At 35.8% G+C, this 24,348-nt stretch carries 11 protein-coding genes; all 11 read left to right on the top strand.

The annotated features are described in order from the left end of the window. Positions 1–169: 169 nt before the first annotated feature. Positions 170–1,291, top strand: coding sequence for a glycoside hydrolase family protein (locus M0M44_RS19480; RefSeq protein ID WP_248727197.1), 1,122 nt, complete (start codon positions 170–172; stop codon positions 1,289–1,291). Between the two features lie 141 nt (positions 1,292–1,432). Continuing rightward, positions 1,433–4,783 (top strand): glycoside hydrolase family 2 TIM barrel-domain containing protein, encoded by a 3,351-nt coding sequence (locus M0M44_RS19475; RefSeq protein ID WP_248727196.1) that lies wholly within the window; start codon positions 1,433–1,435, stop codon positions 4,781–4,783. Positions 4,784–4,994: 211 nt separating this feature from the next. Continuing rightward, a complete protein-coding gene (locus M0M44_RS19470) occupies positions 4,995–8,387 on the top strand; it encodes a glycosyl hydrolase (RefSeq protein WP_248727195.1) in 3,393 nt (1,130 codons plus the stop codon). A gap of 184 nt (positions 8,388–8,571) precedes the next feature. Then, positions 8,572–10,005 carry a sialate O-acetylesterase gene (locus M0M44_RS19465; protein ID WP_248727194.1) on the top strand — a complete coding sequence of 478 codons (1,434 nt, stop codon included), beginning with the start codon at positions 8,572–8,574 and terminating at the stop codon, positions 10,003–10,005. Positions 10,006–10,356: 351 nt separating this feature from the next. Then, on the top strand, positions 10,357–11,331 hold the full coding sequence (locus tag M0M44_RS19460; protein WP_248726006.1) for an IS110 family RNA-guided transposase: 975 nt from the start codon (positions 10,357–10,359) through the stop codon (positions 11,329–11,331). A 31-nt stretch (positions 11,332–11,362) separates the two neighbouring features. Beyond that, entirely contained in the window at positions 11,363–13,690 is a 2,328-nt protein-coding gene (locus tag M0M44_RS19455) for a DUF5703 domain-containing protein (protein ID WP_248727193.1), read from the top strand. Positions 13,691–13,910: 220 nt separating this feature from the next. After that, the gene (locus tag M0M44_RS19450) at positions 13,911–16,166 is read left to right on the top strand and encodes a pectate lyase family protein (protein WP_248727192.1); all 2,256 of its coding nucleotides are present in this window, start codon (positions 13,911–13,913) and stop codon (positions 16,164–16,166) included. A 122-nt stretch (positions 16,167–16,288) separates the two neighbouring features. Beyond that, positions 16,289–18,313 (top strand): aceric acid hydrolase, encoded by a 2,025-nt coding sequence (locus tag M0M44_RS19445; protein WP_248727191.1) that lies wholly within the window; start codon positions 16,289–16,291, stop codon positions 18,311–18,313. Positions 18,314–18,512: 199 nt separating this feature from the next. Beyond that, positions 18,513–19,499 (top strand): pectinesterase family protein, encoded by a 987-nt coding sequence (locus M0M44_RS19440; protein ID WP_248727190.1) that lies wholly within the window; start codon positions 18,513–18,515, stop codon positions 19,497–19,499. 4 nt (positions 19,500–19,503) lie between these two features. Continuing rightward, positions 19,504–20,286: a rhamnogalacturonan acetylesterase gene (locus tag M0M44_RS19435; protein ID WP_248727189.1), complete on the top strand. Its 783-nt coding sequence runs from the start codon at positions 19,504–19,506 to the stop codon at positions 20,284–20,286. Positions 20,287–20,952: 666 nt separating this feature from the next. After that, a complete protein-coding gene (locus M0M44_RS19430) occupies positions 20,953–24,345 on the top strand; it encodes a SusC/RagA family TonB-linked outer membrane protein (protein WP_248727188.1) in 3,393 nt (1,130 codons plus the stop codon). Positions 24,346–24,348 lie beyond the last annotated feature (3 nt).

The following is a 24,348-nucleotide window of genomic DNA, read 5'->3' as shown; positions in this document are numbered from 1 at the left end:
AGGCAAGAAGCAAGATTTTAGAACATAGAAATAGAGTAAAGAATATAGAATAAAGAATATAGAATATAGAAACTTTGCGACTCTGCGACTTTGCGAGATTAAATTGTCCACAGAATAAATATAAAACTTAGAGCCTTAGCGCCTTCGTGGCAAAAAAACATAACCAAAAATGAAACTTAAATACCTAATTCTAACTATTTCAGCACTTGCCATAACCAGCTGTGCAACCAAGTACAAGAAAAGAGAAATCAACGACACCGTAATGCAGGAGATTTACGAAGAAATCAAAACGCCTTATAAATACGGTTTGGTGATGGTTCCGACTGACAACTCATATAAAATGGATTGCCCGAGTGTATTCAGAAAAGATGGCAAATGGTATATGACGTATTTAATTTACGACGGTAGAGGTTACGAAACTTGGTTAGCAGAAAGTGACAACCTTCTAGATTGGAAACATTTAGGAAAAGTAATGTCTTTCTCAGAAAATGAAAAACATTGGGATGTCAACCAAAAAGCAGGATATATTTCGTTACAAGACCCAACGTGGGGTGGAAGTTACGAATGGGAAAAATACGATGATAAATACTGGATGAGTTATTTTGGCGGAGACAGCAAAGGTTACGAAGCAGGCGTTTTATCAATCGGAATGGCGTATACGAAAGAAGCACCAACAAAACCACACGAATTTCAAAGATTAGAAAATCCGGTTTTAACGCCAAAGGACAAAGATGCAAAATGGTGGGATAATAGCACAATGTATAAAAACAGTGTGATTCGTGATAAAGATAAACTGACAGGACACGATTTTATCATGTATTATAATGCCCGAGGAGATAGTATAAATCCTGCTAAAGGTGCTGAACGTATTGCCATGGCGGTATCAAACGACATGAAACATTGGGAGCGTTATGGCGATAAACCATTAATCAATCATCATAAAGGAATTTCGGGAGATGCCTATATTCAGCGTATAAATGATACTTGGGTAATGTTCTATTTTGGAGCTTTTTGGACAGGGTGGAACCAAGGTGCATTTAACCGCTTCGCAGTTTCAAATGATTTAATAAACTGGACAGACTGGAAAGGGGATGATTTGGTTAAATCTTCTGAACCTTATGACGATTTGTTTGCGCATAAATCATTTGTGGTAAAACATGATGGTGTTGTTTATCATTTCTATTGTGCGGTTAACAAAGCGGAACAAAGAGGAATTGCAATCGCAACTTCTAAAGATTTAGGAAAAAGCAAATTGATTTTTGTGGCTCCGCCAGTAAAGGTTAAAAAGTAGTTATGAGTTATGAGTTATGAAGTGCACTAATACTCTTAGCAAAAAATAAACGATGAAAAAGACTCCGTTAGGAGGCACTGGTCGGTAGAAAAAATAAATAATACGCATTTATGTCCCGTAGGGACATCTGAAGCAATAACAATGAAACAAAATATAAAGCCAATGTTTACGTCAAAATCAAAATATAAAATTCCATTTTTCAACTTTCGACTTTTGACTTTCGACTTTTTGACTGTAATCTTACTTCTAACATCTTACACAACCCACGCCCAATCCGTTACAGGAGAGCCGGCAGGAGTTCCAGAATTACATAAAAAATACCAATTTGCACCTTGGGAAGATCCAACGGTTACGAGCATCAACAGACAGCCTTCGAGAGCAACTGCTTATTCCTATACATCTGTTGAAGACGCTCTAAAAGGCGACAGAACCAAAAGCCGAATCCAGATGCTGAATGGCGATTGGGATTTTAAATATGCCATAAACCTTAAAGAAGCTTCAAAAGATTTCTATAAAAGTACCGTTTCGGGCTGGGATAAAATCGAAGTGCCATCTAATTGGGAAATGAAAGGCTACGACAATCCAATTTACAAAAGTGCCGTTTATCCGTTTCGACCAATAAATCCGCCTTATATTCCTAAAGATTATAACGGAATTGGTTCTTACCAACGCAGTTTTACCGTTCCGGGAAACTGGAAAGACATGACGGTTACACTGCATTTTGGAGCCGTAAGTTCAGGTTTTCAGGTTTGGTTAAACGGAGAATTTTTAGGGTACGGAGAAGACAGTTTTCTGCCATCAGAATTTGATATTACGCCTTATTTAAAAGAAGGTGAAAATGTTGTTTCTGTTCAGGTAATTCGCTGGGCAGATGGTTCTTATCTGGAAGATCAGGATCACTGGCGAATGAGCGGAATCCAGCGTGAAGTTTTCATTATGGCAGAGCCGAAATTACGCATTCAGGATTTCTTTGTTCAAACCAAATTAGACAAACAATATACCGATGCGATTTTCAAACTGCGTCCGAAAGTGGAGAATCTTACAGGAGAAAAAGTCAAAGATTATACGATGAATGTTCAATTGTACGATGCTAATAATCAGCCAATTTTCAAAGAACCGCTTCAAAGACCCGTAATCGATTTAATCAACGAAAGTTATCCTCGTCTGGATAATGTTCGTTTTGGATTCTTTCAGGAAACCATCAAAAATCCGAAAAAATGGAGTTCAGAAGAACCGAATTTATATACGATGGTTATTTCGATAAAAGATAAAAATGGAACTATTACCGAAGCCAAAAGCTGTAAAGTAGGTTTCCGTTCGATTGAATTTTCAAAGGAGAACGGTAAAATGCTCATCAACGGAAAAGAAACCTATGTGTATGGCGTAAACCGTCACGATCATCATCCAACAAGAGGAAAAGCTGTTACGAGAGAAGATATCAAACAAGATATTACCACGATTAAAAAGTTCAATTTCAATTTTATACGTACAAGCCATTATCCAAACGATCCTTATTTTTACGAATTATGCGATCAATATGGAATCATGGTAATGGACGAAGCCAATCAGGAAACACATGGGATTGGCGGAAAATTAAGCAACGATCCGCTTTGGACAAATGCTTATATGGAACGTATGATCAGAATGGTAGAAAGAGATAAAAATCATCCGTCAGTTGTGATGTGGAGTTTAGGTAACGAAGGCGGAAAAGGGCCAAATCACGCTGCCATGTCGGGTTGGGTTCACGATTTCGACATTACGCGTCCCGTGCATTACGAACCAGCGCAGGGAAATGCGAAATTAGACGGTTACATCGATCCGCTGGATCCGGGATATCCTAAAACAATCGATCACGCTTACCGATTCGAAAATCCGCAGGATGATTCGTATGTAGATATGGTCAGCCGTTTTTATCCGGGCGTTTTTACTCCGAAATTTTTAGTCGATCAAAAGAAAGATACCAGGCCTATTATTTTCGTTGAATATTCTCATGCAATGGGAAATTCCGTTGGAAATTTAAAAGAATTATGGGATGAATTCCGTTCACTTCCAAGAGTTATCGGCGGTTGCATCTGGGAATTTAAAGATCAGGGATTGGTAAAATTCGATTCAAGATCAGGTCAGAATTATTTTGCCCATGGAGGAGATTTTGGCGAAAAATACCATGACGGAAACTTCAATACAAAAGGAATTGTAGATTCTAACGGAAAACCAAAAGGATCGATTTTTGAGAATAAATGGGTTTATCAGCCAGCGGTTTCCACTTTAAACGGAAATCAGTTAGAAATTAAAAACCGTCAGGCCGTTAAATCTTTAGAAGATTATATTCCGGTTCTAAAAGTTTTAGAAAACGGAAATGTAATCAAAACACAAATATTAAAACCATTCAAAGTAGAAGCTGGACAATCCACAACTTTAAATGTAAGTCAGTATCTGCCAAAAATGAAAAGGGGTGCCGAGTATATTTTGAATATAGAATTCCAGCTTTCAAAAGAGGAGCTTTGGGCTTCAAAAGGTTACGCTGTCGCGGAAGATCAATTTGTGCTGCAAAAGAAAGAAGCGGTTTCGCCTGAAACTAAAAAAGAGGCTTTAAACGTTTCAGAATCCGATTCTGATTTTAAAATCAAAGGAAAAAATTTCGACATTAACATCAACAAAGGAAACGGAGCTTTGAGTTCGTATATTTTTAATTGCGAAGAACAGGTTTTTGCACCATTGCTTCCTAATTTCGTAAGACCGCTTACAGACAACGATAAAAGAGGTTGGAAATCGCAAAAGCTGTTAAAACAATGGTACAAAGCAAAACCAAAATTGGTAAATATTATAATCGACAAATCGGCTTCAGAAATTAAAATTACAAGCGATTACGAAATTATAAAGGACAGCGCAAGCGTGAATGTGGTCTACAATATCTTACCAAACGGATTGATAAAAGTAGATTACAGTTTAAAAGCATCAAGCAAACTGCCAAACATTCCAAAAATCGGAATGCAGATGGGAGTGCAAAGAAAATTCGATCAGATTTCGTGGTACGGAAAAGGAGAATTGGAAAATTACAGCGACAGAAGTTTCGGTTCATTTGTTGGGAAATATTCACTGCCAATAAATGATTTTATTGAACATTACCCAAAACCACAGGAAAACGGAAATAGATGCGATGTAAGATGGATGGCGTTGACTACTCCGCAGAAAAACAACGGATTTTTAGTGGTAAACGATACCAAAGTTTTAAGCATGAGCGCGTGGCCGTATACACAGGAAAACTTAAGTTCTGCAGGTCATACGTACGATCTGAAAGATCCAGGATTTTTAACGGTAAACATCGATTTAATGCAGATGGGAGTGGGAGGAAATGACAGCTGGACAATTGTAGCACAGCCAATAGAGCAATACCAAATTAAATCAGGAGATTATCAATATAGTTTTTATTTGACGCCATTTAGCGGTTCAAAAAATGAATTAGAAAATAGTTTGAAGAAATTTAAGTATTAATTGATAATTAAAAATTAAGAATTAAAAAGTACAGTTTGTCATTTCGACGAAGGAGAAATCACACACGTACATCGACAAAGATTGGAGATGTAACTTTGTGGATTTTCTAGTGTGATTTCTCCTCCGTCGAAATGACAAAAAAATGCGATATATCAAACCCGACAGGTTTTCAAAACCTGTCGGGTTTACAAACGAAATAAAACAAAGAATAATGTTTCAAAAAAAACACCTCTTTTTTATCCTCCTTTTGGCGAGCTTCGTTTCCGCACAAGAGATCAATAAAAAAGAAAATAACTTTTTTCAGCCAACAATCGAATCCTCAAAACCTTGGGTATATTGGTATTGGATGAAATCGGCTTATTCTAAAGCAGGAATCACAGCCGATTTAGAAGCGATGAAACAAGCTGGAATTGCGGGGGCTTATTTGATGACTATTAAAGGGCCAGTAAATCCGCCATTGATAGATCCGCCAGTTTTACAGTTGAGTCCTGAATTTTGGGATATGATTCATTGGGCTTTTAAAGAAGCAGATCGTTTAGGTTTGAAATTGGCTTTTCACGGAGCTGACGGATTTGCCGTTGCAGGTGGGCCGTGGATTACACCTGAAATGTCGATGCAGAAAGTAGTCTGGTCAACTTCAGAAATCTTAGGAGGTAAAAAGGCGACTTCAAAACTGCCAGTTCCAGAACATTACAAAGACTATTATAAAGACATTGCAGTTTTTGCCCTTCCTATTAAAGAATATCAAATTACTTCGCAGATGCAACTGCCAAAAGTAACGACATCAAACAGTACTGATGCTTCGTTTTTGGCTGATCCTAAAAAAGATGAAAATTTCAAGTTTGCAGAAAAAGGATGGATTCAATACGAATTTGCACAGCCATTTACCTGTAAATCAATTGTCATAGAAACCAAAGGAAGAGATTTTCAGGCACAGCGTCTGATTGTAGAAGTGAGTGATGATGGAATCAATTTTAGATTTCACGAAAGAATGATCGCACCTCGTCACGGCTGGCAGAACATGGATTTTTCTAACACACATACTATTACGCCTGTTACGGCAAAATATTTCAGATTTGTTTATGATCCAACTGGAACAGAACCGGGAGCAGAAGATTTGGATTTTGCTAAATGGAAACAAAACCTGAAAGTGAGTAAAATAACACTTTCGAATCAGTCATTAATAAATAATTACGAAGGAAAATCAGGCGCAATTTGGCGTTTGACTCCACAGACTACAGACAAACAGATTCCGAATTCAGAGTCATTTAAAAAATCAGAAATCATTAATATTTCCAAATTTGTTGATGCTGATGGAAATCTGAATTGGAAAGCGCCAAAGGGGAAATGGAAAATTATCCGAATGGGACACACTTCGACAGGACATGAAAATGCAACTGGCGGAGCAGGAAAAGGGTTGGAAGTAGATAAATTTAATCCCGAATTAATTCGTTTTCAGCTGGATCATTGGTTTGGTGAAGCAGTTCGTTCGGCTGGTCCAGAACTGGCTTCAAAAGTTCTGGAAATCCTTCATTTTGACAGCTGGGAATGCGGAAGCCAAAACTGGTCTTCTGTTTTTCAGACTGAGTTTAAAAAGAGACGTGGTTATGATCTTGTAGAATATCTTCCAGTTATGGCAGGAATCCCGATAGAAAGTGCCGATTTCTCAGAGAAAGTCTTATACGATGTCAGAAAAACCATTGCCGATTTAGTAGCTGATAATTTCTACGGAACCGTCGCTCAGATTGCAAAAGAAAATAACGTTAAGTTAAGTTCAGAAAACGTTGCGCCAACCATGATGAGTGATGCTTTGCTGCATTATAAATATGTCGATTATCCCGGAGGTGAATTTTGGCTGAAAAGCCCAACTCATGATAAACCTTTTGATATGGTAGATGCCATTTCGGGTGGACATATTTACGGAAAAGATATTATTCAGGCAGAATCTTTTACAGCTTTGCGAATGGATTGGGATGAACATCCCGGAAATCTGAAAACAACTGCAGACCGCAATTATGCTTTAGGAATCAACCGTTTGTTTTACCACGTTTTTGTTCATAATCCGTGGACAGACAGAAAACCGGGAATGACTTTGGACGATATTGGAACTTTTTTCCAAAGAGACCAAACTTGGTGGAAACCTGGAAAGGCTTGGTTTGAGTATTGTCAAAGAGTGCAGTTTCAGTTGCAGAAAGGAAAACCTGTGATTGATCTTGCAGTTTTTATTGGCGAAGATTTTCCTTCACGTTCTTTTGTGCCGGATCGTTTGGTGCCTTTTATTCCAAATGTGTTTGGTACAGCAAGATTAGAAAGCGAGAAAATCCGTTTAGAAAATGAGGGTCAGCTAACGGCTAAAATGCCAAGAGAGGTTACCTATTCTAAAAATATTACCGATTTATCACAATGGATTAATCCGTTAAATGGCTATCAATATGATTCTTTCAACGCCGATGTTTTAATTAATCGTGCAAAAGTGGTAAACGGAAAAATTTCTTTTGATGGTGGAATTGAATATGAAGCTTTATTCTTTCCGGGAAGTCACAAAATGGCACCAAACAGAATTTTGTCTTTAGCTGCTGCTGAAAAAATATTGCAATTGATAAAAGACGGAGCTACAATTTTTGTGGATGAAAAACCAAATATTCTACCAGGAATCCAATCAGAAACAGACCAAAAGAAATGGCAGAATGTAATTGATGAAATCTGGAATAATGCTAATTCATCAACATGGAAAATCGGAAAAGGAAAGATTATCAAATTGCCTTATTTAGGAAATGATTTTGCTTCAATTGGAATTACACAAGATATCTCTTTTCCAAATTTAAACAGAGCAGATTCAGAAACATTAGCGTGGGCACATCGCAAATCGAATACTGAAGATGTTTACTTTATTTCCAATCAAAAAGGAGAAAAAAGAGCATTTGATGCGTCGTTTAGAATAGCTGGAAAAGTTCCGCAATGGTACAATCCTGTTACCGATAAAATTTCGGAATTAACCAATTGGAAAATCGAAAATGGCAGAACAATTGTTTCAATAATTTTAGAGGCTAACGAATCTGGTTTTGTAATTTTTAAAGAAGAAACAAAAGAAGTTTTAGCTCAAACAAAATTTTCTGAATTTGAAAAAGTGCAGACTTTAGATGAAAACTGGAATCTACAATTTGATCCAGCATTTAAAGGGCCAAAAGAAATAATCAAAATCAATAAACTTTTTGATTGGAGCACTTCTGAAAATGATCAGATTAAGTATTATTCAGGAACTGTCAGCTATAAAAAAGATTTTATTTGGAAAGGAAAAACTTCAGATAAAATCTGGTTGGATTTGGGTGAAATTTCTAATATCGCCGAGATTTCAATCAACGGAAAAGATTGTGGAACATTATGGACTTTCCCTTTCAAAACTGATATTTCAAAAGCTTTACAAAAAGGAAAAAATACAATAGAAATTAAAATCACAAATACTTGGGCAAATAGATTAATTGGCGATCAAAAATTGCCAAAAGAAGAGAGATTGACATGGACAACAGCGCCATTTCGTTTAGAAGGAGAACCGTTGCTTAAAGCAGGGTTATTGGGGCCAGTAAGTATTGTCAAAGAAAAATAAATGTTTTTGGATTGTAAACTGGACTAAAGTCCAGCCCTATAATATGTTTTGAGCCTATGGCTCTAGTGTGTAACGTAAAAGTTCCGGAGGAACGATATATATTGTAGCGTCGGGTTTTAACCCGATGAACGATTAGATTGAAACAATGGATTTAAGGCTGTAAATTATAGATTAAAATAAAAAAATGAAAAATTTTAAAAAAAATATTGTTGTGATTTTCTTGCTTTTAGCAACCCTTCAAATCAATGCCAAAATCAAACTGCCGGCTTTGTTTACTGATAACATGATGTTGCAACAAAAATCTAACGCACCAATTTGGGGCTGGGCAGAAAAGAACGCTAATGTTGTAGTAAAAACTTCGTGGGATTCTAAAACCTACAAGGTAAAAACAGACAACTCTGGTAAGTGGAATACAGCTTTGCAAACACCGTCATTTGGCGGTCCGTTTACAATTGAAGTTGCTGAGGGAAGCGAAAAGGTGATCATCAAAAATGTGTTAATCGGAGAAGTTTGGTTGTGTTCCGGACAATCGAATATGGAAATGCCTTTGAAAGGATTTCAGGGACAGCCGGTTAAAAACGGAAACGAAATCATTGTAAGATCAACCAATAAAAATATTCGGTTAATCACCATTCCCCGTGCGACTGTTTTAGAACCTTTCAAGGATTTTGAAGGAAAATGGGAAGTTGCTTCGCCAAAATCAACTTCTAATTTTAGTGCCACGGCATGGTATTTTGGTTCGCTTTTACAGGAAGTTTTAGACGTTCCTGTTGGTTTGATCCATGTTTCTTACGGAGGTTCAAGCATGGAAGCGTGGATGAATCAGGAAATGCTGAAAGATTTCGCCAGTGCTAAAATTCCGACCATAAAAGAAGAGTTGGCAAAAGATCCAAACCGTGTGCCAACAACTTTATTTAACGGAATGCTTTCGCCTGTAATTGGTTACGGAATAAAAGGCTGTATCTGGTATCAGGGAGAATCGAATTACGAAAGAGCATCTGAATACACCGCTTTAATGAAAAAAATGGTTTCAAGCTGGCGAGCTTTGTGGAAACAAGGAGATTTCCCTTTTTACTACGCTCAGATTGCGCCGTTTAATTATGCCTCTTTCCATCCAAAAGATTATTTGGAGAAATACAATTCGGCTTATTTGAGAGAGGCGCAGTTTAAAGCCTCAAAGGAAATTCCGAATTCAGGAATGGCAGTTTTGATGGATGTTGGAGAAGAAAACAATATTCACCCAATGGATAAAGAAAAAGGAGGAAACCGACTGGCATTTCAAGCTTTGGCAAAAACCTACGGAATCGAAGGTTTCGAGTTCGAAAGCCCGAAATACAAATCGATGGAAATAAAAGACGGAGCGGTTACGGTTTCTTTTGATGATGTAGCGAACGGAATAACCTCTTATGATAAAGAAGTAACTGGTTTTGAAATAGCAGGAGAAGACAAAGTTTTCTATCCGGCAAAAACGGTAGTGAGAAGAAAATCAGTAGTTCTAACTTCGGATAAAGTAAAGAAACCAGTTGCTATCCGTTATTTATGGAAGGATTTTGCAAAAGCGGAATTGTTTAGTGCAGGCGGTTTGCCGGTTTCTTCTTTTAGAACAGATGAATGGTGATTTATAATTGTGAATTGTTAATTATGAATTATGAGACGTTAGTTTGTCATTTCGACGAAGGAGAAATCACACAAGAGATTCCGCAACAGAATTGAAAATCTTTATGGTTACGAGTGAGATTCCTCGTTCCTCCTTTAGATTTGTTTTTTGAAATTTAAGTAGATTTATGATTGAGAAAGGAAGCAAAAGTAAACTGTTCGTTCCTCAGAGCTTGTGACTCATATTTCGATTAAGACTTTAGCTTCCCTTTCATCAAAGACTCAGATAGAAATTTGGGCTAGTGACCCGTTATTAAGGAGTTGAGCTTATGATGAATTTCTCAAATCATTGTTGAATCGTAAAAGCAAAGTTATGAAAAACATTATTGTCGGCATTGATATCAGCAGCAAGACTTTGGATATTTGTGTTAAGGAAGAATCTGTAAATTACTTTTCAATTGAGAACAACGTTCAGGTTATAAAACGTTTTTTCAAAAGATATTCAGATGAAAATGTGATTATAGGTATGGAAAACACAGGCAGATACAATTGGAATCTCTTTGAAGTGCTTGAGAAATTCAATTTTAGAGTTTATGTCATATCAGCTCTGCATATCAAAAAAAGCATAGGTCTTGTCAGAGGCAAAAATGATAAAATCGATGCACTGAGGATTTGTAATTTCATTGAGAAAAATTATCAGGAAAATAGAGAATGGAAGCCAAGTTCTCGCTCTATCAAAAAGATAAAAATACTATTGACCGAAAGAGCTTTAAGGATAAAAATTAAAAAACAGCTTATGGCCCAGCAGCATGATTATAAATTAATGAAAGGCATTGGATTGGATAAAGAACTAAAAAGTCTAAATGTAAAACTCATTAAAAGTGTTGAAGAACAAATTAAAGCTATTGAAAATGATATTGAAAAAGTAATCCATGATGACCAAAGTCTAAGCCAGAAGCAGAAACTGATAAAATCAGTTCCAGGAGTAGGCCAAGTTCTATCGTGGACATTATTATCAAAAACAGAAGGTTTTACGGTTATAACAGATCCAAGAAAAATGGCCTGTTACAGCGGGGTTGTACCATTCGATTTTCAATCTGGAACATCATTAAAAAGAAGACCTAGAGTTTCCATGCTTGCAGATAAAGGACTCAAAACCATCTTACATCTGGCAGCAATGAGTGCAATACGTTTGGATAATGATTTAAGCAAATACTATCATAGAAAAATTGATGAAGGAAAGAACAAAATGAGTGTTTTGAATGCTGTGAGAAATAAAATAATTCATAGAGTTTTTGCAGTAATAAAAAAACAAATCCCTTATCAAAAAGATTTGGTTTTATCATAGAAATCGGAATGACAACAAGAATTGAAAAAAAATGAAATACATAAAATACATACTTGTCTTCACAACGCTTTGCCTTAAAGCACAAGTCCCTGTGCTCGAAAATTACAATCAAGTTTGGAATACGCAGAGCAATAATTCATCAGAATCAATGCCTTTGGGAGGCGGTGATATCGGCATGAATGTGTGGGTAGAAAAAGGCGATTTGTATTTTTATTTTTCAAGAAGTGGTACTTTTGACGAACACAATACTTTGCTGAAATTAGGAAGAGTAAAAGTGACTTTAAGTCCAAATCCTTTTGCTAGAAAAGAAGGTTTTCATCAGGAATTGAAACTCAAAGACGGATATGTTTTAGTTGGCCAGAATGACACTAAAATCAAACTTTGGGTTGATGTTTTTAAGCCGATAATTCACGTTGATCTAGAAAGTAAAAATGCATTAAAAATGACAGCTTCTTATGAAAGCTGGCGTTATAAAAACCGAGATTCAAAAGGAAAAGCCAATAATGCCAATTCTTATAAATGGGCGCCTCAGGGAGATATTATTACCTATAAAGATTCGATTTCATTTGAAAATAACGGCATAAAATTCTATCACAGAAACAGAGAAAACACCGTTTTTGATGTAGCGGTAAAACAGCAAAAAATGGAATCGGTTAAAGAACAACTGCTGAATCCACTTAAAAATTTAACTTTCGGGGGATTTATGACGGGTGATAATCTAAAACCTGACGGAACGTACTTAGGAAAATACCAATCGACAGATTTTAAAGGTTTTAATTTAACGAGTATAAAAGCATCCAAAAAACATACATTAGAAATTTATTTAAATACCAATCAATCTGATCTTTCAACTTGGGATAAGGGCTTAAAAAATCAGATTTCATCCAATAAAAATTCTTCGAAACAAGCAGAAAAAAACACGATAAAATGGTGGAATGCTTTCTGGAACCGCAGTTTTATTTTCACGCAAAAAAATCAATCTAACGATAAAGATTCGGTTTATCAAATCGGACAGAATTATCAGCTGTTTCGATATATGCTCGGCTGTAATGCTTACGGAAAATATCCAACAAAATTTAACGGCGGATTGTTTACCGTTGATCCCGTTTTTACAAATCCCGATTTAGATTTTACACCTGATTTCAGGAATTGGGGAGGAGGAACCATGACGGCTCAAAATCAAAGATTGGTTTATTTTCCGATGGTAAAAAGCGGTGATTTTGATATGATGAAATCACAGCTGGATTATTATTTGAGTCTCCAGAAAAATGCCGAACTAAGAAGCAAAGTATATTGGAATCATAATGGTGCATCATTTACAGAACAATTGGAAAATTTCGGTTTACCAAATCCTGCAGAATATGAATGGAAACGTCCTGCAGATTACGATCCCGGAATGGAATATAATGCGTGGCTGGAATATGAATGGGATACGGTTTTTGAATTCTGCCAAATGATGTTACAGCAAAAAGAATATGCTGGAGAAGATATTCAGAAATACAATGCTTTTATAATCAGCTGTCTTCGTTTTTTTGATGAACATTATCAATATTTAGCGAAACAAAGAGGTAGAAAAGCTTTGGACGGAAACGGTAAATTGGTTCTTTTTCCAGGTTCGGGAGCAGAAACGTATAAAATGGCAAATAATGCCAATAGTACCATTTCGGCTTTACAAGTTATTACAGCCAATCTTTTAAACCTTTCTGCAAAAGAATTGTCCAAAGAAGATGCCGAATATTTAAAAGGATTTCAAAATAGAATCCCGCCTTTAAATTTCGGGCAGATTGAAAATCATAAAGTTTTACTTCCTGCCAAAACGTGGGAACGAGTGAATAATTCGGAAGTACCACAATTGTATCCTGTTTATCCGTGGGGAATTTACGGAGTTGGAAAACCTGATTTGGAAACTGCTTTAAACACATGGAAATACGATCCTGATGCTTTAAAATTTAGAAGTCATATTGGCTGGAAACAAGACAATATTTTATCAGCACGTTTGGGTTTAACAGAAGAAGCTGCGAAATACAATACCTTAAAAATGGCCAATTCAGACCGACGTTTCCCTGCCTTTTGGGGACCAGGATTTGACTGGGTTCCAGATCATAATTGGGGAGGTTCAGGAATGATTGGCATGCAGGAAATGCTTTTGCAGGAAAGTGATGGAAAAATCTATCTCTTTCCAGCCTGGCCAAAAGATTGGAACGTACATTTTAAATTACATGCAAAACAAAATACAACAATTGAAGCCGAACTCCTGAATGGCGAATTGAAGGTTTTAAAAGTTATTCCGGAAGAAAGAAAAAAAGACATTATAAATCTGTTAGGAAAATCTGAAGCAGAAAAAACAAAATTAAACTAACTATTACCAAACAAAATGATAAAGAAATTAATAAGCGCTGCTGTTTTGTCGCTGATTTTGACCACAAACGGGACAAGCACAATCAGCTCGGAATACTGATAAACAAATAGTAAAAATCGATTTTGACTTTTTTCAAAGAAGACTAGAAGAAGTTCATGATCCGAGTTATGATTCTTGGGTAATCAACGAAGGAAAAGAAGATGCTAAATCCTTTAATAATGTGTCATTTAAACTAAAAGGAAACTTTACTTCAAAATGGTACAAAGTTGGAATGAGTGCTCCGTTTTACAACAGATTAGGAAGCGACGGTTTAGTAACTTCTGAAAATTTAGAATTGAAAATCAGCGGATTGAAAGCAGGGAAACACACACTTTTAACTTTTCATAACGCTTTTGATGTCATTACAGGAAAAACTTTTTCTCCGATAAAAATATTCGTAAACGGAAAACTTCAGGAAACGGTAAATGCGAGTCAGAGAGCCAATGCTAAAATTGATGCTACGATGGCGTATATCACTTTTAATGCCGAAAAAGGCAAAGATGTAATTGTTCGTTTTGAAATTGATCCAACTTCAAATCCTGATGTTGTAAAACAAATCGTGATCAATGGTTTTGAAATTGATACGCCAAATCTGATGAACCAAGCACGTACTCCTGAACCAAGAAACCGCGATGAACATGTAGAAGTGGGAAAAACTCTAACTTTAAAATGGGATGCTGTAAAAAATGTGGCAGCGCATAAATTGTATTTTGGTGAAGATAAAAATGCGGTAGAAAATGCAACAGAAGCTTCAAAAGAATTCAAAGGAAAATTAACTGATAAAAGTTTTACGGTTTCTGATTTATATTCAGGAACAACGTATTACTGGAGAGTGGATGAAGTTGATGCAAATGGAGAAGTAACTTTAGGAAATGTGTGGTCGTTTAAACCTGCACAATTGGCTTTCCCAGGTGCAGAGGGTTACGGCCGTTATGCTGTTGGTGGACGTGGTGGAAAAGTAATCGAAGTAACCAATTTAAATGACGACGGACCAGGAAGTTTACGTGATGCTATCAATCAGGAAATCGGGCCGAGAACGATTGTTTTTAATGTTTCAGGAAATATAAAACTGGCTTCACGATTAGTGGCAAATCAGCCTTATATCACTATTGCGGGTCAGACAGCGCCGGGCGAAGGAATTACCATTAGCAGGGCGCCAATTGGATTGACTGGAAATGATGGTGTTGTGCGCTTTTTGAAAGTGAGAATTGGAGGCGGAACTACTTTTGACGGAATGGGATTAACAGGTGCTGATTATAGTATTATTGACCACTGTTCCATCAGCTGGACGATAGATGAATCGTTTAGTTCGCGCGGAGCGCATCATATTACTTTACAAAGAACTTTAATTTCTGAGGCGTTAAATGTGGCTGGGCATGATAAATATGAGGTTGGAAAAATGCACGGATTTGCTGCTACAATTGGCGGTGATATTGGTAGTTTTCACCATAATTTACTGGCTCATAATTACGGTCGTAACTGGAGTATTGGTGGAGGTTTAAACGGTGACGGTTATTATACCGGCCGATTGGATATAACCAATAATGTGGTTTACAATTGGGGACAAAGAACTACAGACGGTGGTGCAAACGAGGTGAATTTTGTAAACAATTATTACAAACCTGGAGCTTCAACTAAAATATTTGTGGCGTTGAATGCTCAGCATGAAGGTGTTGGAAAAGGAATGCAACGTTATTATTTTAATGGAAATATTATGCCGGGGTATTTTGATGAAAAATCTCAGGATAAGGGCAGAAAATCTACTATAAGCCATAATGAAAAAGTAGAATATGAAACTTTCGTAGATAAACCATTTTTTCCTTCGTATGTAGAAACGCAATCGGCGAAAGCGGCTTATAAAAATGTACTTTCTGATGTTGGTGCAAATCAGCCTTTTTTCGACAAACACGATAACCGAATTGTTGATGAAACTTTAAAAGGAACTTTCACTTATAAAGGAAGTAAAAGCGGTCTTGGTGGAATGATTGATAGCGAACAAGATGCAGGTGGATGGCCAAATTTTGCTTCAGAAACACGCCCATCAGATTGGGATACAGATCATGACGGATTGCCAAACTGGTGGGAAAAAGCTTTTGGTTTAAACGAAAATTCAAAAGCAGGAGATTTTTCAGATGCAAATCAGGATAATGATAAAGACGGATTTACGCAATTAGATAATTATCTGGATTGGTTGTCAACACCTCATTATTTTGTGAATTCAGGAGAAAAGAAAACTTTAGATGCAACAGATTATTTCAAAGGTTATGAAAACAAACCTGTCTACACTTTCTCTGATCTTAAAAATGGAAAAGTAGTTTTAAAAGGAAAAGAAATTCAGTTTACAACCGTTGAAAAAGGATTCGCTTCTTTCGTATTAACCGTAAAAGATGCCGATGGAGATTCAATGAGCAGAACAATTAATTTCTTTGTAAAATAAATAGTAAACCATATAAGTGATATAAGAAATTATAAGATAGACTTAATCTTATGCATTTCAAGTTTAAGAAAGTTTGTTTTAAATGAACTTATATTACTTATATGGTTAAAAATCATTATAAAATGAAAAATTTTTTAAATGTTTCCCTTAGTTTGTTTTTTGTTAGCTCTGGATTACTGTCTCAGAACAAAGGTTTGGTTGCGAATTCAGAAAGTCCGTATTCAAAACTGCAAAGCATTGGCTTACAAGATGTAAAATGGACAAACGGATTCTGGAAAGAACAATTTGATGTAGAAACCAAAAACACCCTGCCTTATATGTGGAACTTGTATCATAACGATGAGATTTCGCATGCTTACAAAAATTTCGAAATTGCAGCAGGTATAAGCAAAGGAACTTTTAAAGGACCTTCGTTTCATGATGGTGATTTCTACAAGATTTTTGAAGGAATGGCAGCCACTTATGCCGTTACAAAAGACAAGAAACTTGATCAGGAAATGGACAAAGCTATTGCGCTTTTCGCGAAAGTACAGCGCAAAGACGGCTACATTCATACACCCGTTTTAATCGATGAACGCTGGGGGACTTTAGGACCGGAAGAAGTAAAAAAACAGTTGGGTTTTGAGAAATACAATATGGGACATTTAATGACTGCAGCCTGTATTCATTATCGCGCTACAGGAAAAACCAACTTTTTGAATATCGCAAAAGGCGTTGCCGATTTCTTATATGATTTCTACAAAAAAGCATCGCCGGAACTGGCTCGAAATGCGATTTGTCCTTCACATTATATGGGAATTGTCGAAATGTATAGAACGACCAAAAATCCGAAATATTTGGAACTTGCCAATAATTTGATTGACATTAGAGGAACTACAAATGATGGAACCGACGACAATCAGGATCGCATTCCGTTTAGACAACAGACTACTGCCATGGGGCACGCGGTAAGAGCGAATTACCTGTATGCAGGAGTTGCCGATTTATACGCCGAAACAGGAGAAAAGAAACTCTTAGACAATCTGGAATCGATTTGGGATGATGTAACGTATCGTAAAATGTACATTACAGGAGGCTGTGGTTCTTTGTATGACGGCGTTTCGCCAGACGGAACTTCTTACGATCCAACGGTAGTACAGAAAATTCACCAGGCGTACGGAAGACCTTTTCAATTGCCAAATGCAACAGCTCATACCGAAACCTGTGCCAATATTGGAAATGTTTTATGGAACTGGAGAATGCTTCAAATTACCGGAGATGCCAAATATGCTGACATTGTAGAGTTGGCACTTTATAATAGTGTACTTTCCGGAATGGATTTAGAAGGAGAAAAATTCCTTTACAATAATCCGCTGAATGTTTCTAATGATCTGCCGTTTCACCAAAGATGGGGAAATGAGCGTGAAGGTTATATTGCCTTATCAAACTGTTGTGCGCCAAATGTAACCAGAACAATTGCCGAAGTTGGAAATTATGCTTACAATCTTTCAAAAGAAGGTTTGTATGTGAATTTATACGGAAGTAATTCTTTGAAAACAAAATCGTTAAACGGAGAAGAAATCGAAATCGAACAGCAAACCAATTATCCGTGGGACGGAAAAATAACGTTGAAGATTGTAAAGGCTCCAAAAGATTTGCAAAATTTCTTTTTAAGAATTCCGGGCTGGAGTCAGAATGCTTCGGTTTCAGTTAATAATGCAAAGAGTAATGAAAAAATCGTTTCCGGTACTTATTTAAAATTAAATCAAAAATGGAAAAAAGGAGATGTGATCGAATTGAATCTTCCGATGCCGGTTGAATTAATGGAAGCCAATCCTTTGGTGGAAGAAGTTAAAAATCAAATAGCTGTAAAAAGGGGACCGCTGGTTTATTGTTTAGAATCAGATCAGCTTCCTGCAAAAACAAGTGTAAATGATATTGCATTAAATGTGAATTCGAAATTTACGACTAACAACTTCACACTCAATAATAGAAACTTAGTTAGCATTGATGCAGAAGCGGTCATAAAATCTGATAATTCTTGGAATAAAACTTTGTACAAACCGCTTAATTCCAAAGATGCAACTGCAGTACCAGTAAAATTGATTCCGTATTTTGCATGGGGAAATAAAGGAAAAGGCGAAATGACGGTTTGGATGTCGCATTAAGTTTTGCACACAGATGAAACGGATTTACTTCGTAAAGACGCGGATTATAAACGGATTTTAATCTTACAGTTTGTCATTCCGAGGAACGAGGAATCACACGCGTAAATCGACAAAGATTGGGTATCACGATTGCGGAATTTCGAGTGTGATCTTTCCTTCGTCAAGATGACAAAAAACACTAAAACTAAATAAAAAATATATGAAATATATTCTAGCATTATTTTTAATCACAACACTTTCAATTTCAGCCCAAACGCTTGATAACAAATTAGCTTTAACCGTTGCGCAAGATGGTTCAGGAGATTTTAAAACCATTCAGGAAGCGGTTAATAATGTGAAAGACAATTCAGAGAAACGTGTTGTAATAACTATAAAGCCAGGAGTTTATAAGGAGAAATTGGAAATCCCAGTTTCTAAAACGTTCATCACTTTAAAAGGAACTGATCGAAACAAAACGATTATTTCATTTGATGACTATTCGGGAAAACCGCTTCGAGAAAAAGATGCATCAGGAAAAACAGCTTTTGGAACGGGAACATCTTATTCATTTTTGATTAAAGGAAACGACTGTACGCTAGAAAATCTTACTGTAGAAAATACCGCTGGAAGAGTAGGGCAGGCGGTGGCGCTTCATATTAAAAGTGATCGTGTTATTGTAAAGAATTGCAATCTTCTAGGCAATCAGGATACACTTTATTTATCCGAAGAAAAAACTCGTATCTACTTTGAAAACTGTTTCATCAACGGTACAACCGATTTTATTTTCGGTGCAGCAACGGCTTATTTTTATAATTGTACGATCGAAAGTTTAACGAACTCTTATATCACTGCAGCCTCGACTCCAAAAGGTCAAACTTACGGATTTGTTTTCGTTGATTGTAAACTTACAGCCAAAGACAAATTAGTCGATAAAGTATTTTTGGGAAGACCTTGGAGGCCTTATGCTCAAACTATTTTTATAAATACAGATTTAGGTTCGCATATTATTCCAGAGGGTTGGAATGCATGGATCGATACAAGATTTCCTGATAAAGACAAAACGGCTTATTATGCAGAATTCGGAAGCAAAGGTTTAAGCGCTAAAGAGATTTCTCAAAGAGTGTCATGGTCGTATCAATTAAATAAAGAAGACCTTAAAAAATATAGTAAAGATTTAGTTTTAAACGGATGGAATCCAAATAAGTAAATTAATGAAAAACGTTAGAATTTTATTAATCGGATTGTGCTCTCTGCTAGTGCTGGGCGCTTTTAATTATAAACAAAAAGTAACGACCATTTACCTAATTGGAGATTCTACCGTTGCCGATTATTCATTAGAAGAAAATTATGAAACTAAGAAATTTCCGCAGGTGGGATGGGGGCAGGTTTTTCAGCCTTTTTTCCAGAAGGATAGTTTAAAACTGGTCAAAAATATTTTGGGCAATGTTAAAGAAGTGAAAATTGACGATCGTGCCAAGGGCGGAAGAAGTACCAGAACTTTTTTTCAGGAAGGACGCTGGGCTTCCGTTTACAATTCTCTTCAAAAAGGAGATGTGGTTATGATGCAATTTGGTCATAATGATGCATCGGTAGAAAAAACAGAACGTTATGTAAACATTGAAGGTTATAAAGAATTTCTGCGTCTTTTTATCAATCAAACCAAAGAAAAAGGCGCAACGCCAATTGTACTTACTCCAGTTGCCAGAAATTATCCTTGGAAAGATGGCAAATTAAGTAATGTTCATGGTGAATATCCTCAAGCAGCAATAGAGGTTGCAAACGAATTGAAGGTAAAATATATCGATCTGAATGAACTTTCGATGAGTTTCTTTTCTTCAAAAGGACAAGACTATGTAACTACAAACTATTTTATGAATTTTGAAGCTGGAAAGTTTCCTGCTTTTCCAAACGGACAAAAAGATAATACGCATTTTCAAACACAGGGCGGAATTGAAATCGCTCAATTGGTTTTTAATGCAATGAAGAAATTATAGATTTGGAAAGAATAATATTAGCCCGCTAGTGATTGGATCTAGCGGGCTTTTTTTATTTTCATCAATCAAAAAAATCGAAAAAAAACGGTTTAAATTTTGTTGGTCAGAATTTACGTTTAAAAATATTTTTTTTTAATAAAAAAAAATAAGGATTTTTTTGGAGTAACCTACAGGTATCCTGTATTTGATTTTGTAAGCTTTTTTATCTAAAAAAAATATACTTAGAGTATTTATCTCTATCGTTTTCGTAAAAATTAGTATTTTATAAGCTATTATTTATCAGTGGTGATAGTAATTAGTTTTGCAGAATATATACTATATGTTTATTTTTGATAACAATCTTATTGTTTTTTAGTCAAAATGAGTTTTTAAATTTTGTAATAAGCAAACATTTGTCTTTAATATTTTGGTTCATCTATTTTTTCCATTCGTTTTTTATTAATATTGTTTTTTTTAAGTGTTTTTTTTTGAAATAACATGATTAAAACAGGATAGAGCAGGACGGTTCTAATGTGCCATCGTCATATTTTTGGAATATTAAAATAAATGTGTTTTAAACATTTAATAAAATTAATTTAAGATTCCATTAAGAAAAATTTTGTTAATAGAAGAGGCACATTAAACATGACTAACTAACAATTAATAACCTAACCAAAAAAAACATTTATGAAACAAGCACTTATAAAAAGATGTAGTTTTCTTTTGTTTGCACTGATGAGTGTATTGAGTTATGCTCAAAATCAAGTTACAGTAACGGGAACCGTTACAGACAATTTAGGTGGACTATTGCCTGGAGTTAACGTAACTGAAAAATCTACCAAAAATTCGGTGACGACAGATTACAATGGAAAGTATCAAATTAAAGTTAAAAGCGGAGCTACATTAGTATTCTCTTTCATCGGAATGAAGAAAATAGAAATCGCTCTTAATAATCGTTCTATTGTTAATGCAAAAATGGAAGACGATTTTAATCAATTAGAAAATATAGTTGTAGTTGGTTACGGTAGTCAGAAGAAAAAGGAACTTACTGGAGCGATTGCTACTATTAAGGCAGACGACTTAATGGATTTACCTGTAACAAATTTATCTGACGCATTAAAAGGATTAGTTCCTGGTGTTACTGTTACTAGCGGAACTGGTCGTCCTGGGGATGCAGGAAGTGTTCAAATCCGTCAAACTTTTAGTTTATCTAAAGATGGAGGTTTTAGTACTCCTTTGATCATCATTGACGACATGATCCAAGTTGATCCAAGTAATGGTAAGCCTACATTGGAACAGTTTAATAGATTAGATCCTTCAGAGATTGAGAGTATTACAGTATTAAAAGATGGTTCTGCTGCAATTTACGGTTCGCGTGCTTCACAAGGGGCAATTGTTGTAAAAACAAAACGCGGTAAAGCTGGTAAGGCAAAGTTTTCATACAATAGCCAATTTGCAATAAATGATGCAGTTAGCCATAGTAAGGTATTGGATGCTTATGAATTTGGAGTTTTTAGCAATAGATTTTTTAAATCAAGAGTAGCTGCGCCTGCTGTTATTGATCCGGCTACTATATATTCGGATGCAGAATTGGAGCAAATGAAAGGCTTAAATTATAACTGGCTAAAAGAAGCTTGGAAACCAGCTATTCAGCAAAAACACTCTTTTAATGTGAGTGGAGGTAATGAAGATATTACCTATTTTGCAGGAGCAACTTACCTAACGCAAGATGCAAATTTAGGAAACCAAAAATATGATAAATGGAATTTCCGTACAGGGATCAACGCGAAAATTGCTAAGAATTTAGATTTTTCTGCTTCTGTTTCTGGAAATGTTGGAACAGTTGATAAATCATTCACTAAAGCATCATCAAATATTAGTGACGGTAGTTATGCTTCTGCTGCTGGTGGAGAACAAGCAGATTACGGATTCTTGTTACACATGCCGCAACACGTGCCTTGGCAAACAACTGTAGATGGTAATCAATATTATGTTTCTCCTTTCCCTAATTCAAACAAAAACTTTGGAAGCGCAAATGCAAATAATAATATTGCAGGTTGGAACTATTTTGCCAATTTAAATAATGGTTCACATCAAGTTACTGATGATAATACATTCAATGTAAATGCTTCCTTAAATTATAAACTGGCAGCAGTTAAAGGATTATCTTTTAAAGTTACTTATTCAAGAAATCAAAGTTCAGCTTACACAGAGCAAATTCAATTGCCGTATGATTTAGTTAGAATTAGAGATTATCAGCTTCAAGACAAACACTTAGCAAGTGCTGCTAATCCTAGTTTTTATAATGCGACAACGAATCCAACAGGTAGTTATATTTTAGAGACGAATGTAAGAAACTCAAGAGTGTATTATAACAATACAGACGGTAAAAGTACTCAAGGAGATTTCATGATCAACTATGACAGAACTTTTGGAGATCATCAAATTGGTGCAATGGTAGGTGGTGAAGCTTCTGAAGTATACAATACTTTTACACGTTTGGCTTATGAGCAAACAGGTAAAGATTATTTAGGAGATTATCGTACTGCTGGAACATTAAGTACTTCTAATAGCCAGGCTACAAAAGTTGAAGGAGGAACATTGTCTTATTTTGGACGTTTAAATTATAGCTATAAACAAAAATATTTATTCCAGTTTATTTTACGTAGTGATGCTTCGACAAAATTTGCACCAGAGAATTATTGGGGAACTTTCCCATCTGTTCAAGTGGGTTGGGTAATGTCTAAAGAAAATTGGTTTGAAAAAGGATTGCCTTGGGTTGACTTCTTTAAAATTCGTTACTCTATTGGTAAAACAGGAAAAGATAATATCCAGCCTTGGAGATGGGAGCAGTATTATGATCTTATCGTAGACAAAGGTTTTCAGTTTGGACCTGGTACAGCAACGAGTGGTGGTGGATTTAATGGAAATGGTTTGACTCCTAGAGTAAATCCAAATAGAAATGTAACATGGGATACTACTATAAAAAACAACGTTGGACTTGATATTAATTTGTTGAAAAACAGATTAAACTTTACGTATGATTTTTATTACGATAAAAATACAGATATGTTAACAGACATGAGCAGTGCTGTAGGTGTGCCAATTTCTGTAGGAGGAGCTTATGCTGAACAAAACTATGGTCAAATTGACGCATGGGGACATGAATTTGCTATTAACTGGAGTGATAAGATAAAAAGTAACATGAGCTACAATGTTGGAATCAACTTTAGCTACAATAATAATGAGATCAAAAAATATCCAGATCAAGGAAATCTTGTTCCGTCAAGCAATACAACACGTGTAGGATATTCATCATTTAATCCAGTATGGGGATTTGCAGTTTGGAAAGGAACTTCAACAGGAGATGGTATTTTACGTACAGATGAAGATATTGCAAATTACTGGGCCTATTTAACAGAACGTGCTACAGCAGTTGGAGGAGTGCCAAGATATTTCGATATCAACTCTGTTTCTGGAATGAGAAAAGGATCTTTAGCTTATCAAGATGTTGCTGGACAACTTAATCCAGATGGAACATTAGCACCAGCAGACGGACAAATCATGAAAGAGAATGATTATGTGAAGTTGGCTAACAGCAGTAGAACTTATGGTTTTACAACCAATTTAGGTTTTAAATATGAAGGATTCTCTTTGAGAACTCAAATTGCAACTTCTTGGGGAGGAGCTAATTTTGTAGACTTAGTAAATCAAGGTACATCATCTGCAAACAATATGTGGTCTCGTGAGAGTTTCTGGAGAGATATGTATGATGCTGAGGATAATCCAAATGGTAAATATCCAAACGTGGCGCAATGGACGTATATGTCTAGCCCATCAGATTTCTGGCAGCTAAACACTTTCCGTTGTTTTGTTAGAAACTTAAGTCTTAACTATGATATCCCTAAGAAAGTTTTTGCAGATACAAAAATTGCTGCTATAACGTTGGGAGTAACAGGTAATAATCTTTGGGATTTATACAATCCTTATCCAGATCATTATAGAAATATGTATGATAATTCTTCTGTAAATTATCCTACACTTAGAACTTGGTCGCTTAATTTTAACGTATCATTCTAATCA

It is taken from the genome of Flavobacterium humidisoli (assembly GCF_023272795.1).
GTDB classification, from domain to species: Bacteria; Bacteroidota; Bacteroidia; order Flavobacteriales; family Flavobacteriaceae; genus Flavobacterium; species Flavobacterium humidisoli.
Note: the sequence above shows the minus strand (reverse complement) of the source record. Positions and strands in the feature narration are given on the sequence as shown.